Genomic DNA, 15200 nt, shown 5'->3' with positions numbered 1-15200 from the left:
TCGATGATGACTATCAAATTGAAACTGGAATTGGCTTCGGGGCAATCGCTGAAGGGAGCGCCGTTGGAGTTGTTGTCCAAGGGTGTGGTGATTGGACGGGCGGTGGTGGGTGAGCGTGGGGATGTGACGTTTGATGCCAAGCCCGGGACGGCTGAATTGGCTGTGAGGGTGGATCGTTCGATTCTGCGCTCAGGCTGAAAATTTAGTATTAAAGCTGCCGGCCCATCGCTAGCAGGCTAGCTCCCACATTTAATCGGGGGTAAACACCCATAGTGTGTTCACTGAAGATCCCCTGTGGGAGCGAGCCTGCTCGCGATGGCATTCTGCTGAACACAGCAATAGCTGGAAATCAGCGCTGCCCGTTCATCGAAACTGGTATTTCTTACAGGTTTGAGCAATCGCTGAAAGGGGCTACATCGCTCACTCAATTACTGCTTGAGTGAACGTCCATGAGAACAAAACACCGATTTACATTTCCGGCCCGAACCCATCATGCCGCTCTGGAGATTCCCATGGAGTTCGACCTCCATGTGAACGTCGGAGATCTTGTCGAATTTGAAATGATTCCCGGAAAGGATTGGGTAATCACCCGCAAAAAATTCAAAGTGCTGATTGATAACACGGTCGAGTACGTCGATTACGCAACGGACCCGACGTGATATTTGAAAATACCTACCCCCGCTGCGCCTCAGCCTCTTCATGCGCATGGCGCAGCCGCTCGCGGCTATTGGTCAAATGCAAGCGCATCGCCGCCCGCGCCGCATCTGAATCCTGGCGCGCAATCGCGTCGTAAATCTCTTCGTGCTCACGGCTCAGGCGACTCATGTAGTGCTGCTGGTCGTCATGGGCCAAGCGCGCGGAGTTGAGGCGGGTGCGCGGGATGATGCTGGTGCCCAGGTGGGTCATGATGTCGGTGAAATAGCGGTTGCCGGTCGACAGAGCGATTTGCAGGTGGAACTGGAAGTCCGAGGCCACGGCATCACTGGCGTGGGCGGCACTTTCATTCAAGGCGTCCAGCGCGGCGCGCATCAAGGCCAGCTGTTCCGGGCTGCGGCGTTGTGCGGCGAGGCCGGCGGATTCCACTTCGAGGCTGATACGCAGCTCCAGGATCGCCAGTACGTCACGCAGGGTGACCACGGTCGCAGGGTCGATGCGGAAACCGCTCGGGCTCGGAGTGTCGAGTACGAAGGTGCCGATGCCGTGACGGGTTTCCACTTGGCCAGCCGCTTGCAGACGGGAAATCGCCTCGCGCACCACGGTGCGGCTGACGCCATGGGCATCCATGATCGCCGACTCGGTGGGCAATTTGTCGCCTCGCTTGAGGTGACCGTCGCGGATCTGCTCGGACAGCACCGTCACCAATTCCTGTGCGAGGCTGCGGCGCTTGCGAGGGAGGCGTGGTGCGTCGATCGGGTTTTCCATGGGGAACGTCTGTCTCGAAAATTGCGGCTGAAACCGCATCATAGCTCAACGCGGTTGTACGATCACCGTCAGCAAACACTGTCCCACTGGGAACGGGCTTCTGTGGCGAGGGGGCTTGCCCCCGTTCCAGTGCGCAGCACTGGCAAGATCTTGTAAGCCTGCGAGATTCCGGGGCCGCTTCGCGACCCAACGGGGTGATGCGGCATTCCGACAAGCCCCCTCGCCACAAAAGCTCCATTCATCCCACACGGATTGCGGTGTCAGGCGATCACGGTCTGGTCCACCAGTTGGCCGTTGTCGATACGAATGTGCCGTGGGTGGAAACGCTTCAGGCTGCTGCGATGCCCGACGCTGACAATGCTAAGCCCCGGTATTTCATCAATCAACGCCTGGTACAGCGACGCTTCATCCTCTTCATCCATCGCCGACGTCGCTTCGTCCATGTACAGCCACTGCGGTGCATAAAGCAGCGCACGGGCGAAGGCCAGCCGTTGTTGTTCACCCGGCGACAGCATGCGCTGCCAGTGATTGGCTTCGTCCAGACGCGCAACGAGGTGCGGCAAGCGACAGGTCTCCAGCACGTGAACATAACGCTCGTGCGGATACGTCTCGCCGGCCTGTGGATAACTCAATGCCTCACGCAACGTGCCAATGGGCAGATACGGCTTTTGCGGCAGGAACAAGTAACGCGCCGCTGGCAGACGAATGCTGCCATGCCCCGCTGGCCACAGGTGCCCCATCGCTCGCAGCAAGGTCGACTTGCCGCTGCCGGAGCGACCGCTGAGCATCGCGCGCTCGCCCTCCTCCACGGTCATGTCGGCGTTGGTCAGCAAATGACGTCCGTCGGCCAGATCGAGGCCCAGGTTGTGCACTTTCAGAGCCGTACCGGAATTTTGCACATCGATCGCCGGCGCCCGCTCTTCGTTGTCGGTCATGGCCTGGCGGAAACTCAGCAGACGATCACAAGTGGCGCGCCACGACGCGAGGTTCTGGTACGCACTGATAAACCAGCTGAAACTCTCCTGCACATTGCCAAACGCCGAACTGATTTGCATCAGCTCGCCGAGTTCGATCTTGCCGGACAAGTAACGCGGCGACGCGACGATGAACGGAAAGATGATGGCTGCCTGTTGGTAACCTGCGGTAAAGAACGTCAGACGCTTGGACACCTTCATGATGTCCCAGAAATTGTGCCAGACCATCCCGAAGCGGTTGCTCAAGCGACGGTTTTCATTGGGCTCGCCGTTGTACAGCGCAATGCTCTCGGCATTTTCGCGAATCCGCACCATGGAAAAACGCAGGTCGGCTTCGAAGCGTTGTTGTTGGTTGTTAAGGCCGATCAAGCGGCGACCGATCAAATGGGTCAGCCAGCTGCCAACCACGGCATACACCAGCACACACCAGAACATGTAGCCGGGAATGGTAAAACCAAACACTTCGATACTGCCCGACACGCCCCACAGAATGATCGAGAACGACACCAGGCTGACAATATTGCGAAGCAAACCGATGCCCAACTCCAGGGTATTGGAGGTGAAATTGTTGAGGTCTTCGGAAATCCGCTGGTCCGGGTTATCGGTGTAACCGCCCTGCTCCAGCTGGTAGTAATTCTTGTTGCCGAGCCAGCGGGCGAAATGCTTTTCCGTGAGCCAGGCACGCCAGCGAATGGTCAGCATCTGGGTCAGGTAGAGCCGGTACACGGCACCGACAATCGCCACAGCCGCAATCCCGCAGAAATACAGAATCAGCCGCCAGAACGCCGCTTCGTCTTTTTGCTGCAGCGCGTTGTAAAAATCCTTGTACCAGGTGTTGAACCATACCGAGATTCCCACGCTGACCAGGGACAACACAATCACCGCAATCAGCAGAGTCCAGGCCTTGACCTTCTCTTCGCTGCGCCAGTAAGGCGTAATCATCGCCCAGACTTTTCGAAAAAACTGCCCGCGCACAGCATCGTTGACCGCGGAGTACTCAGCGTTCTGATTCATGGAAAAGGCTCGATAAAGAAAAGAACACACACGAACCGATCATAGATGATCGGTTCGGGTAATCGCGAGGGCTGGCGATAATCGTTCAGCAACCGTTCAGCGGCGGACCGGGCGCTTCTGCAGTTTGCGCTGCAGCGTGCGGCGGTGCATGCCCAGGGCGCGGGCCGTGGCGGAGATATTGCCTTCGTGCTCGGTGAGCACGCGCTGGATGTGTTCCCACTGCAGGCGGTCCACCGACATCGGGTTTTCCGGCACCAGGGTGTCGAGGTCGGCGTGCTCGGAGAGCAGCGCGGCCAGCACGTCGTCGGCGTCCGCCGGTTTGCACAGGTAGTTGCAGGCGCCGCGCTTGATCGCCTCGACGGCGGTGGCGATGCTCGAATAACCAGTGAGGATCACCACACGCATTTCCGGATCGAGTTCGAGCAGTTTAGGCAGCAACACCAGGCCCGAGTCGCCGTCCATTTTCAGGTCCAGCGCGGCGTAATCCGGGATGTCGGCTTGGGCGATGACCAGGCCCTCTTCGGCGGAACCGGCGGTGCTGACGCGAAAACCACGGCGGGCCATGGCGCGGGCCATCACGCGGGTAAAGGTGGCATCGTCGTCTACCAGCAGCAAATGCGGCAGTTCTTCGCCTTCAACTTGGATCTCGTCACTCATGTTCGTCTCCTCGGGCGACACGGGGCAGGCGCAGCTCGGTGAGCGTGCCGCCTTCCTCATGACTGTAGAGTTTCACTGAGCCGCCGGCGCGTGTCACGCTGGCCTTGCTCAAAAACAGGCCCAGGCCGAAACCTTTGCCCTTGGTGGTAAAAAACGGCTTGCCGATCTGTTCGGCAATGGCCAGCGGCACGCCGGCACCGTGGTCGCGAATGCTGATGGTCAGGTCTTCGGCATTCCAGTCCAGCGTCACCTGCAACCCTTCGGGGCACGCATCGGCGGCGTTGTTCAGCAAATTCAGCAAGGCTTGGGTCAAATCTGGCGGCGGCGCCATGCGCGGCACCGTGCCTTGGCCCAGGCGCTGGAAGCGGTAACTGGCTTCCGGGCGCATCAAGTGCCAGCGGTTCAGCGCTTCGTCGAGCCAGTCGGTGACGTCCTGCATCTCCACGGCCAAGCGGCGATTGGCCTCGGCGGCGCGCACCAGTTGCTGCAAGGTTTCTTTGCAGAGTTTGACCTGATCCTGCAGCACGCTCAAATCGTCCTGCAACAGTGGGTCGGGATGGTCCTGGCGCATTTCCTTGAGCAGCACGCTCATGGTCGCCAGCGGCGTGCCCAACTCGTGGGCGGCGCCCGCCGCCTGAGTCGCAACGGCCAGCAATTGCTGGTCGCGCAGGCCTTCCTCTCGACGGATGGCGCGCAGTTCTTCCTGGCGGCGCAGCTCTTCGGCCATGCGGGCGGCGAAGAAGGTGATGACCGCTGCGGCGAGGGCAAAACTCAGCCACATGCCGTAGATCTGCAGGTTTTCCCGGGCGATGGGGAAGGTTTCCAGTGGGTAGAACCGCGCCAGCAACAACGTATAAAGCGCCAGCGCGATCCCGGACAGAATCACCGAATAGCGCCACGGCAACGTCACGGCGGCGATGGTCAGCGGCACCAGGTAATAGGAGACAAACGGGTTGGTCGAGCCGCCGGAGAAGTACAGCAGGGCACTGTGGATAAACAGATCGCAGGCCAGTTGCAGGGCATATTCCAGCTCGGTCACCGGCCACGAAGTGCGCAGGCGAACGGCCGTGAACGCGCACAGCAGCGTTGAGCAGCCGAGCGTCATCGCCAGTTGCACCCACGGCAACGGCAGCAGATCGAACCAGTAGGCCAGGCCCACGGAACCGGCTTGAGCGGCGAGCACCAACGTGCGGATGAACGTCAGCCGCCAGAGGTTCTGGCGAGTAGCGGAAGTGATTTGAACGGGGGCGAGCATGAGCTCTCCTGATGAGCGCTCCAGGCGGATCGCACGGAGTATAACCAAGCACGGGGGCTGGCAGGCAAAAGTGCGGCAAACAGCCACAGTCTATCGATCTGGCATTTCCTCTGTGGCGAGGGAGCTTGCTCCCGCTCGGCTGCGCAGCAGCCGTAACTTGGCTGACTCGGTTTTACTGAAGCGACGCGTCGACAGTTTTGGGACTGCTGCGCAGTCCAGCGGGAGCAAGCTCCCTCGCCACAGGGTTCGCCGACATCTGTATAGAAGTTGTAACTGTGCGAACCGGATCAATAAAGTTAGAGTCTGATGGTTTCACGCAGGCTCGGACCTTAACCCCTGCGCACCTCCAAGGAGTTTTCATGCACAGTTTCCGCCGCAGCGCCGCCCTTCTTGCCCTTAGCGTTGGCACCGTTGCCAGCCTCCCGGCCCTGGCCGCCGACGAGCTTCATTACAACCAGATCGCCCTGCGTGCCGAAGTCAGTCAGGAAGTGGCCCGCGACCTGATGATCGTGACCCTCTACACCGAAGAACAAAACACCGACCCGGCCAAACTCGCTGCCGACGTCAGCACCACCATGAACAAAGCGCTGGCCCAGGCCAAACAGGTCAAGGAAGTTACCCTGCGCCAGGGCAGCCGTAACAGCTACCCGATCTACGACACCAAGGGCCAGAAAATCACCGGCTGGCGTGAACGCGCCGAACTGCGCCTGGAAAGCTCCGACTTCGCCGCGCTGTCGAAGCTGACCGGCGAACTGCTGACCGACCTGAAAATGGGCGGCATGGACTTCGCCATCGCCACGCCAACCCGTAAGGCCAGCGAAGATGCGCTGCTTAAAGAAGCCGTCACCGCGTTCAAGGCTCGCGCCCAACTGGCGACCGATGCCTTGGGTGGCAAGGGTTACAAAATCGTCAGCCTGAACCTGAACAGCAACGGTTATCCACAACCATACATGCGTGGGCCGATGATGATGAAAGCGGCGGGCATGGACGGTGCGCCGGTGACGCCTGAGGTGGAGGCCGGCACGAGCCAGGTCAGCATGACGGCGGACGGGGCAATTGAAGTGTTGATGCCTTGATTCGGTAACTCGTACAGAAAGAACGGCGATCACCCGAGTGATCGCCGTTTTTTATTGCCTGCCAAAAGTCAGGTGGACCCTTCAGTCTTGTGGTGAATGATCCACCGCCTTAGCCAGCAGGCTGGCTCCCACAGGGGTCGAATGTTTAGACGGATTTTGTGTACGACGAAGATCAAATGTGGGAGCGAGCCTGCTCGCGAAGAACGATAACGCGGTCTACGCCGGATCGACGTTATCCAACACCCGATTCACCGCCAACTCCGCCAGCATGATGATCTGCTGAATCGCCAACACTGTATTGCGCTGCGGACCGATCAGGTTCGCGGCGAAATCACTGGCCATGACACTCGCCGACGCCAACGACTCGCAAGCTTGGGCCAGAAGACTTTCGCTATCCATGTCCGGGACGATCATGAACATGGTGCTGGGACGACGGGGTTTGGCGGTGTATTGGTCGGGGGGATCGAGGTAGTAGTCGAGGGCGCGTTTTATGGCTTCGCTGTCTTTGAGTAGTTCTTCATCGCGCAAGGCGTCGGCGTTTGGGTTGGTTTTATTGAAATTCGAATCGGAATTATCGTTGTCCATTTGCAGCTCCTAATCTTAATTGGAGCCATCACTTGCCATTATGGTCGTGAGGGCCTTCGCCCTACTGATTCAGGTTTCCACTCCTGGCCGCTGATTTAGCAGCGACAGGAACGAGATTAGAGTCATTGCGTCCTACCCGGCAACCTGAAAAATGCGTGGGAAAGCGCTGTGTTTTTTACACATCGTTCAACACAAAAATGGAACGCGGAGCGTCCGGGGCTGCATTCCCACGCGGAGCATGTGAACGATCAATCGGGAGGCATCAGGAAGAGATTGGTCGGCTGTCAGGCCGCCATCGCTGGCAGGCCAGCTCCCACAATGGATCGGCGTACGCCTTCCGCTTCTCACCACTCAACAGGCCGAGCGTTAGCTCGCCTGCAGCTTTTGATCTTGATCCACCCGCCCCTTCGGGAGGCTGAGTGGAGGCGTTCATCTGGGGGGTGGGCGCGTAGCGCCGTGCGGCGAAGCCGCACACATCGAGAGGAGGTCGAAGCGAAGCCGACCGGAGGCGATGCCCCCAGATGAATGCCGGAGCGAGGGTACGCCGAGCCTAAGCGAGGGGCCGGACGCTTGGGGCGAAGACCTTTGCTTCCTTTGGGGCGTTTGCCAAAGGGAGTCGCTGTAAGAGCGAAACCATAAGTGGCCGTTACCGCAGGAATGGATATGTACACCAGCGAGAGACTGGTCGGCTATCAGGCCGCCATCGCGGGCAAGCCTCGCCCCTACAGGAAACTGGGGTCATCTGGAAGTAAGGATCGGTAAACAGGCTCGTTGCCAACATTTGACCTATGCCTATCTATTAACAAAGGCTCAGGGATCAGACCTTCAACACGCGGGAAAAGCCATAGTGCTACCGCAAGCAGCAAAAAGGTTGTACCCAAGGTACTACCCACCACGCCGATGTAGCCTCCATCACCTCCCGGATCCAAATCATCCCCACAGATGTCCATTGCCAAACAGTAACGAAACAATCTGCCCCTACAGACACAACAACCCTTTAAACAACAAACACCTACCCACCCAACTACAACTCAATCTCATTCACGCCCACACGCCTCATTCACGCGCCTCATTGATGGGTATAAATAAGTAACACCTCGCTCCAACCGGGTGCGAAAGTCCAGCCGATTGCCCCGTCGCGGTGCGCCAGACGCACCGAAAAAACCCTGCGCAAACGGTCAAATGCGCATGAATTTATACATATGCGACATTAAGGTACGTTCGTGCCACCGTTTAACGCCTGTGGTCGCTCTGGATCTTGCAATGGGTATGGCCCCTGCATAAGTATCCGCAGGCACGGCTCACGAGGTCGTCCTCTAATTCCAAAAATGACAACAAATCATGAGGCCAACATGCTTAAACACGCGGTCATTCCGTTTTTAGTCGGCGCAGGCTTGTTAGCCTCCGCACCTTTCGCCCAAGCGGCGACTAACCTGGTGTTTTGCTCCGAAGGGAGCCCGGCCGGTTTTGATCCTGGTCAGTACACCACCGGAACCGACTTCGACGCCTCTGCAGAAACCATGTTCAACCGCCTGACCCAGTTCGAGCGCGGCGGCACCGCCGTGATTCCTGGTCTGGCGACCAAGTGGGACATCTCCGATGATGGCCTGACTTACACCTTCCACCTGCGTGAAGGCGTCAAGTTCCACACCACCCCGTACTTCAAGCCGACTCGTGAGTTCAACGCCGACGACGTGCTGTTCACCTTCAATCGCATGATTGACAAGAACGACCCGTTCCGCAAAGCGTACCCGACTGAATTCCCGTACTTCACCGACATGGGGATGGACACCAACATCACCAAGATCGATAAAGTCGACGACAAAACTGTCAAGTTCACCCTGAAAGAAGTCGACGCCGCGTTCATCCAGAACATGGCCATGAGCTTCGCCTCGCTCCAGTCCGCCGAGTACGCTGCCCAGCTGCTCAAGGAAGGCAAGGCCGCCGACATCAACCAGAAGCCGGTCGGCACTGGCCCGTTCGTGTTCAAGAGCTACCAGAAAGACTCCAACATCCGCTACACCGGGAACAAGGACTACTGGAAGCCTGAAGACGTCAAGATCGACAACCTGATCTTCGCCATCACCACCGACCCGTCGGTGCGTATTCAGAAGCTGAAGAAGAACGAGTGCCAGATCACTCTGTTCCCTCGTCCGGCCGACCTGAAGGCGCTGCAAGAAGACAAGACCTTGAAGGTGCCTAACCAGGCTGGTTTCAACCTGGGTTACATCGCCTACAACGTGATGGACAAGATCAAGGGCAGCGATCAGCCGAACCCGATGGCTCAATTGAAAGTGCGTCAGGCACTGGACATGGCCGTCAACAAGCAGCAGATCATCGACTCCGTCTACCAAGGTGCTGGTCAACTGGCCGTCAACGCCATGCCGCCAACCCAGTGGTCTTACGACACCACCATCAAGGACGCACCGTACAACCCTGAGAAAGCCAAAGAGCTGCTCAAGGAAGCCGGCGTCAAGGAAGGCACCGAGATCAACCTGTGGGCGATGCCGGTACAACGTCCGTACAACCCGAACGCCAAGCTGATGGCTGAAATGCTGCAGTCCGACTGGGCCAAGATCGGTATCAAGGCCAAGATCGTGACCTACGAGTGGGGCGAGTACATCAAGCGTTCCAAAGGCGGCGAAAACGGCGCGATGCTGATTGGCTGGAGCGGCGACAACGGTGACCCGGACAACTGGCTGAACGTGCTGTTCGGCTGCGACTCGCTGCAGGGCAACAACTTCTCCAAGTGGTGCGACAAGAAGTTCGACGGCATCGTGAAAGAAGCCAAGCGCACGACCGATCAGGGCAAGCGCACAGAACTGTACAAACAGGCGCAACACGTCCTCAAAGACGCAGTTCCAATGACACCTATCGCTCACTCGACGGTGTTCCAACCCATGCGCAACAACGTTGAAGACTTCAAGATCAGCCCGTTTGGCTTGAACTCCTTCTACGGCGTCAGCGTCAGCAAGTAAGGTTTTGCAACGGCGACGTTTTTAACGTCGCCGTTGTTTTATCTGCCGAGAAAGTAGGAAACAGCCTACATCCAATTCCGTCGCGAATGACCGCCGTGACGTCGGATGCGTTGCCTTTTCCCACAAGTCTTTCGGACTCTACGCATTTACTGCCAGGACCACGGCTCATACCGTCGGGATCTGACCAGTGCATGCGTGGGTTCTCGGTTTTGCTGCACGTCATGGTTTGAACTCAGTGATGCCTCCACGTCCCCGGACGGGACGGCGGCTCATTGACAACACTTAGCGAACGAGAAAAGGGAGCGTCATGCGCCATACCTTGGTTTTATCCGCATTGCTGGGCACCGGCCTGTTGGCCGCCACTTCCATCAGCCAGGCCGCCAGTAACAGCCTGGTGTTCTGCTCCGAAGGCAGCCCGGCTGGCTTCGACACTGCGCAGTACACGACATCGACGGACAACGATGCCGCCGAGCCGTTGTACAACCGATTGGCAGAGTTTGAAAAAGGCGCCACCAACGTCGTACCCGGCCTGGCAACGAGCTGGGATATTTCCGAGGACGGCCTCAAGTACACCTTTCACCTGCGCGAAGGTGTGAAATTTCACACGACCAAGTACTTCACGCCGACCCGTGATTTCAACGCCGATGACGTGCTGTTCACGTTCAATCGCATGCTCGATCCGCAGCAACCTTTCCGTAAGGCTTATCCAACCGAGTTCCCGTATTTCAACGGGATGAGCCTGAACAAGAACATCGCCAAGGTCGAGAAGACCGGGCCGCTGACCGTGGTCATGACGCTCAACAGCGTCGACGCCGCGTTCATCCAGAACATCGCCATGAGCTTCGCCGCCATTCTGTCCGCCGAATACGCCGACAAATTGCTGACCGAGGGTAAGCCGAGCGACATCAACCAGAAGCCGATCGGCACTGGCCCGTTCGCGTTCAAGAGTTACCAGAAAGATTCCAACATCCGCTACACCGGCAACAAGCAGTACTGGGACCCGAGCCGGGTCAAGCTCGACAACCTGATCTTCTCCATCAACACCGACGCGTCGGTGCGGGTGCAGAAGCTCAAGGCCAATGAGTGCCAGATCACCCTGAGCCCGCGCCCTGCCGATGTACCCGCGCTGAAGAACGACCCGGCACTCAAGCTCATCGAGAAGCCAGGTTTCAACCTGGGTTACATCGCCTACAACGTTCGGCACAAACCCTTCGACCAGCTCGAAGTGCGTCAGGCGCTGGACATGGCGGTGAACAAGCAGGGCATTCTCAACGCCGTCTACCAAGGCGCCGGCCAACTGGCTGTCAACGCCATGCCGCCGACGCAATGGTCCTACGACGACACGATCAAGGACGTCGCCTACAACCCGGAAAAAGCCAAGGAACTGCTCAAGGCTGCCGGCGTGAAAGAAGGCACCGAAATCACCTTGTGGGCGATGCCCGTTCAGCGCCCCTACAACCCGAACGCCAAGTTGATGGCCGAAATGCTCCAGGCTGACTGGGCAAAAATCGGCCTCAAAGTGAAGATCGTCAGCTATGAATGGGGCGAGTACATCAAGCGCACCAAGAATGGCGAACACGACGTCAGCCTGATTGGCTGGACCGGTGACAATGGGGACCCGGACAACTGGCTCGGCACGCTTTACAGCTGCGACGCCATTGGTGGCAACAACTACTCCATGTGGTGCGATCCGGCTTACGACAAGTTCATCAAGCAGGCCAAGGTCGTCACCGACCGCGACCAGCGCACCGTGCTTTACAAACAGGCGCAGCACTATCTCAAGCAACAAGTGCCGATTACGCCTATCGCCCATTCGACGGTTAACCAGCCGTTGAGCGCCAAAATCGAAGGATTCAAGGTGAGTCCATTCGGTCGCAACGTGTTCTCGGGCGTCAGTATCGACCAATAACCGATTAGCCAGAACGCTGGGGGCGCATTGCGCCCTCACGCAAGCGTATTGCCTTAATTCGCCAATCCGGCGTATAGCAAACGTTTGCGAAGCCTTGTTTGAGTTCTAAACCAAATAGCCGGATCACCAAAAAAGACCGGCATAAAAAAAAGAAAGTAAGGAGCTTCACCCATGAAACTGAGCAGCACCGCGTTATTGGCCTTGGCCATCAGCAGCGTAACCGCCACGGCTTACGCAGAAACCCAAAGCCAGGCGTTCACGCCGGTTACCGTCAAAGAGAAAAGCGCCCAAAGCGAAGCCACCGGTTTTGTTGAAGGCCAATCGGTCACCGGGAGCACGCGTAACTGGTATGCCAACGAGCAACTGAAGCGCGGCGGCAAGTTCAGCTACAACAAAAACGGTTCAGCTACCCCAACTGATCGTCGTATCAACTGGGTCCAGGGCACCATCCTCAAGTACAACTCGGGCTTCACCGAGGGTACTGTCGGCTTCAGCACTGAAGTCGCGGCTTACAACGCCATCGCCCTGGACCGTGACCGCAAAGACCTTGCCTCCGCCAATGGTGGCGCGCCACTGAACGGCGTTCGTGGTCTTGGCAACAACCGTACCCTGACCAAAGACGGCGGTGACGCCCAGGGTCAGTGGAGCAAACTGGGCCTGGCCAACGTCAAGGCGCGTTTCTCCAACACCACCCTGACCGCCGGCCGTCAAAACTTCAGCAGCCCACAGGTAGACGTCATCGGTAACCGTCCTCTGCCTTCGAGCTTCCAGGGTGTCAGCCTGCACAGCGAAGAATTGGAGAACCTGTCGTTCGACCTCGGCACCTTCGATCGCAACTCACCGCGTACCGAAGAAAGCCAGCGTAAATTCCGCTCCGAATACGCCGACACTGTCATCGAAGCCGATCACGTGAACACCGCTGGTATCACTTACCAGCCGTTCGCGAGCCTGACCACCAGCCTGTGGGGCACCCAGGCCGAAGACCTGTGGAACCAGTACTACTTCGGCGCCAGCCACGTACTGGGTGACAGCTCGGTACTGAGCCTGACCACCGGCCTGAACTACTACAAAACCGTCGACGAAGGCAAAAAGCTGCTGGGCGAAATCGACAACGACACGTACTCCCTGTCGTTCGGCCTGACTCACCAAGCCCACAGCCTGACCTTCTCCTACCAGGAAGTGAACGGTAACGAATACTTCGACTACCTGCACGAAACCAACGGCATCTACCTGGCCAACTCCCTGCTGTCGGACTTCAACGGACCGAACGAGAAGTCCTTCCAGGTCGCCTACGGTCTGAACATGGCCGAATACGGCGTGCCAGGCCTGAAGTTCAACATCTATCAGGCTCGCGGCTGGGGCATCGACGGTACTCACAACAAAGGCGGCGCCTACGCCAGCGTGCAGGCGATGGACGGCGAGCACCATTACGAATACGGCATCGGTACTTCGTACGCCGTGCAGAGTGGCCCGCTCAAAGCCACCACTATTCGCGCGACTTACACCACACACCGTGCCAGCGAAGAACAAGCTGATGGCAACATCAACGAGTTCCGTCTCGTGACCACCATTCCGTTCAAGGTTTTGTAAAAACGCCAACCGACGGCTGACTCATGACGAGTCGGCCGTTTCGGTTTTTTCGCTTAACCGATTGCAGAGGGTTCTTTGATGAAAATGCTTCCCCTACGTGCGGCCATTGCAGCCGCGTTGCTGAGTGTCGCTGTTGGCGTCTCGGCCAAACCCCTGGTGGTCTGCACCGAAGCCAGCCCGGAAGGCTTCGATATGGTCCAGTACACGACTGCAGTCACAGCCGATGCGGTGGCCGAAACCATCTTCAATCGTCTGGCGGACTTCAAGCCCGGCACCACTGAAGTGATTCCGGCACTGGCCGACTCCTGGGAGATCAGCGAGGACGGTCTGACCTACACGTTCCACCTGCGCAAAGGCGTCAAGTTTCACACCACCGAATACTTCAAGCCGACCCGCGACATGAACGCCGACGATGTGGTCTGGAGCTTCCAGCGTCAGCTGGACCCGAACCACCCATGGCACAAACTGTCGAGCGTTGGCTTCCCGTACTTTGAAAGCATGGGCTTCAAGGAACTGCTCAAAAGCGTCGAGAAAGTTGACGACAACACCGTCAAATTCACCCTGACCCGTCGCGAAGCGCCATTCCTGGCAGACGTCGCCATGGCCTTCTCCTCGATCTACTCCGCCGAGTACGCCGACCAGTTGCTCAAGGCCAACAAGACCGGCGACCTGAACAACAAGCCGGTCGGCACCGGCCCGTTCGTTTTCCAGCGCTACAACAAAGATGCCCAGGTTCGCTTCAAGGCCAACCCGGACTACTTCCGCGGCAAGCCACCGGCTGATGCGCTGATCCTGGCCATCGCTACCGATAACAACGTACGCCTGCAAAAGCTCAAGGCCAATGAGTGCCAGGTCGCGCTGTACCCAAAACCGGATGACATCCCGAGCATCAAGAAAGACACCAACCTGAAGGTTGATGAGATGAACGCGATGACCGTTTCCTACATCGCAATGAACACCTCGCACAAATACATGAGCGATGTGCGCGTGCGTAAAGCCATCGACATCGCGTTCGACAAGGCTGCATATGTCAACGCGCTGTTCGGCAAGGGCAATGCGACCGTGGCGGTCAACCCGTACCCGGACACCCTGCTGGGTTACAACCACGACCTGAAAAACCCGCCACGCGATCTGGACAAGGCTCGCGCTCTGCTCAAGGAAGCGGGCGTGCCGGATGGCACTGTTTTCACACTGTTCACCCGTAACGGCGGCGGGCCGACCAACCCGAACCCGATGCTCGGCGCGCAGATGATGCAGGCTGACCTGGCCAAGGTCGGGATCACGGTCGACATTCGCGTCATGGAATGGGGCGAAATGCTCAAACGCGCCAAAAACGGCGAGCACGACATGGTCTCCGCCGGATGGGCGGGCGACAACGGCGACCCGGATAACTTCCTGACGCCTAATCTGAGTTGCGAAGCCGCGAAGAACGGCGAAAACTACGCGCGCTGGTGCAACGAGAAATTCCAGACGCTGATCGACGAAGCACGGGCTAAAGTGAACCCGACGGAACGTGCGGCGCTCTACGAACAAGCCCAGGAGGTTTTCAATCAGGACCAGCCATGGATCAGTATGGCGCACACCCGCATGTTCACTGCAATGCGCAACAACGTAGAGGGCTATCACATTAGCCCCCTCACCACTAATAACTTCGCCACCACCCAGGTGAAGTAGATAAGAAACTACCGGCATTCCTGACCCAGGAATGCCGGGCACGCCTAACCGGCTGATGAGGTACCA

Annotated in this window: 12 protein-coding genes; 7 read left to right on the top strand and 5 right to left on the bottom strand. The window is 58.1% G+C overall.

Annotation, left to right across the window (positions count from 1 at the left end; translation table 11 throughout):
- Positions 1-6 precede the first annotated feature (6 nt).
- Both ACA075_RS04175 and ACA075_RS04170 read left to right on the top strand, forming a co-directional pair.
- Positions 7-198, top strand: a complete 192-nt coding sequence (locus ACA075_RS04175) for a hypothetical protein (protein WP_497299198.1) — start codon at positions 7-9, stop codon at positions 196-198.
- A gap of 314 nt (positions 199-512) precedes the next feature.
- Entirely contained in the window at positions 513-659 is a 147-nt protein-coding gene (locus ACA075_RS04170) for a hypothetical protein (protein ID WP_497297400.1), read from the top strand.
- A gap of 13 nt (positions 660-672) precedes the next feature.
- Here the strand turns inward: ACA075_RS04170 and ACA075_RS04165 are convergent, their stop codons facing one another.
- The 4 genes from ACA075_RS04165 to ACA075_RS04150 all read right to left on the bottom strand — a co-directional run bounded on the left by ACA075_RS04165 (position 673) and on the right by ACA075_RS04150 (position 5322).
- Positions 673-1422: a FadR/GntR family transcriptional regulator gene (locus ACA075_RS04165; protein WP_031318393.1), complete on the bottom strand. Its 750-nt coding sequence runs from the start codon at positions 1420-1422 to the stop codon at positions 673-675.
- A gap of 260 nt (positions 1423-1682) precedes the next feature.
- Positions 1683-3410, bottom strand: coding sequence for an ABC transporter ATP-binding protein/permease (locus tag ACA075_RS04160; protein ID WP_497297399.1), 1728 nt, complete (start codon positions 3408-3410; stop codon positions 1683-1685).
- Between the two features lie 96 nt (positions 3411-3506).
- Positions 3507-4067 (bottom strand): response regulator transcription factor, encoded by a 561-nt coding sequence (locus ACA075_RS04155; RefSeq protein ID WP_109627955.1) that lies wholly within the window; start codon positions 4065-4067, stop codon positions 3507-3509.
- Positions 4060-5322: an ATP-binding protein gene (locus tag ACA075_RS04150; protein ID WP_010463401.1), complete on the bottom strand. Its 1263-nt coding sequence runs from the start codon at positions 5320-5322 to the stop codon at positions 4060-4062. Before ACA075_RS04150 ends, ACA075_RS04155 begins: the two co-directional genes overlap by 8 nt.
- A gap of 359 nt (positions 5323-5681) precedes the next feature.
- Here ACA075_RS04150 and ACA075_RS04145 point away from each other — a divergent pair, with 359 nt between their 5' ends.
- A complete protein-coding gene (locus ACA075_RS04145) occupies positions 5682-6398 on the top strand; it encodes an SIMPL domain-containing protein (protein ID WP_219095704.1) in 717 nt (238 codons plus the stop codon).
- Between the two features lie 216 nt (positions 6399-6614).
- On the opposite strand, the gene ACA075_RS04140 is transcribed toward ACA075_RS04145, so the two are convergent.
- Complete coding sequence (locus tag ACA075_RS04140) at positions 6615-6983, bottom strand: DUF6124 family protein (protein WP_497297398.1); 369 nt, start codon at positions 6981-6983, stop codon at positions 6615-6617.
- A 1352-nt stretch (positions 6984-8335) separates the two neighbouring features.
- Here ACA075_RS04140 and ACA075_RS04135 point away from each other — a divergent pair.
- From ACA075_RS04135 to ACA075_RS04120, 4 genes are all read left to right on the top strand, one after another.
- Positions 8336-9961 (top strand): ABC transporter substrate-binding protein, encoded by a 1626-nt coding sequence (locus tag ACA075_RS04135; RefSeq protein WP_219095703.1) that lies wholly within the window; start codon positions 8336-8338, stop codon positions 9959-9961.
- A gap of 307 nt (positions 9962-10268) precedes the next feature.
- The gene (locus tag ACA075_RS04130) at positions 10269-11870 is read left to right on the top strand and encodes an ABC transporter substrate-binding protein (RefSeq protein ID WP_497297397.1); all 1602 of its coding nucleotides are present in this window, start codon (positions 10269-10271) and stop codon (positions 11868-11870) included.
- A 171-nt stretch (positions 11871-12041) separates the two neighbouring features.
- On the top strand, positions 12042-13460 hold the full coding sequence (locus tag ACA075_RS04125; RefSeq protein WP_497297396.1) for an OprD family porin: 1419 nt from the start codon (positions 12042-12044) through the stop codon (positions 13458-13460).
- A gap of 78 nt (positions 13461-13538) precedes the next feature.
- A complete protein-coding gene (locus tag ACA075_RS04120) occupies positions 13539-15134 on the top strand; it encodes an ABC transporter substrate-binding protein (protein ID WP_497297395.1) in 1596 nt (531 codons plus the stop codon).
- The last annotated feature ends 66 nt before the right edge of the window (positions 15135-15200 follow it).

The organism is Pseudomonas sp. LBUM1663 (genome assembly GCF_059695905.1).
This window is presented reverse-complemented; position numbering and strand designations above follow the sequence as displayed.

What these genes read in the sequence shown, in the direction of transcription:
- ACA075_RS04175 (WP_497299198.1), top strand. Translation starts at nt 7, where the DNA reads ATGACTATCAAATTGAAACTGGAATTGGCTTCGGGGCAATCGCTGAAG.
- ACA075_RS04170 (WP_497297400.1), top strand. Translation starts at nt 513, where the DNA reads ATGGAGTTCGACCTCCATGTGAACGTCGGAGATCTTGTCGAATTTGAA.
- ACA075_RS04165 (WP_031318393.1), bottom strand. Translation starts at nt 1,422, where the DNA reads ATGGAAAACCCGATCGACGCACCACGCCTCCCTCGCAAGCGCCGCAGC.
- ACA075_RS04160 (WP_497297399.1), bottom strand. Translation starts at nt 3,410, where the DNA reads ATGAATCAGAACGCTGAGTACTCCGCGGTCAACGATGCTGTGCGCGGG.
- ACA075_RS04155 (WP_109627955.1), bottom strand. Translation starts at nt 4,067, where the DNA reads ATGAGTGACGAGATCCAAGTTGAAGGCGAAGAACTGCCGCATTTGCTG.
- ACA075_RS04150 (WP_010463401.1), bottom strand. Translation starts at nt 5,322, where the DNA reads ATGCTCGCCCCCGTTCAAATCACTTCCGCTACTCGCCAGAACCTCTGG.
- ACA075_RS04145 (WP_219095704.1), top strand. Translation starts at nt 5,682, where the DNA reads ATGCACAGTTTCCGCCGCAGCGCCGCCCTTCTTGCCCTTAGCGTTGGC.
- ACA075_RS04140 (WP_497297398.1), bottom strand. Translation starts at nt 6,983, where the DNA reads ATGGACAACGATAATTCCGATTCGAATTTCAATAAAACCAACCCAAAC.
- ACA075_RS04135 (WP_219095703.1), top strand. Translation starts at nt 8,336, where the DNA reads ATGCTTAAACACGCGGTCATTCCGTTTTTAGTCGGCGCAGGCTTGTTA.
- ACA075_RS04130 (WP_497297397.1), top strand. Translation starts at nt 10,269, where the DNA reads ATGCGCCATACCTTGGTTTTATCCGCATTGCTGGGCACCGGCCTGTTG.
- ACA075_RS04125 (WP_497297396.1), top strand. Translation starts at nt 12,042, where the DNA reads ATGAAACTGAGCAGCACCGCGTTATTGGCCTTGGCCATCAGCAGCGTA.
- ACA075_RS04120 (WP_497297395.1), top strand. Translation starts at nt 13,539, where the DNA reads ATGAAAATGCTTCCCCTACGTGCGGCCATTGCAGCCGCGTTGCTGAGT.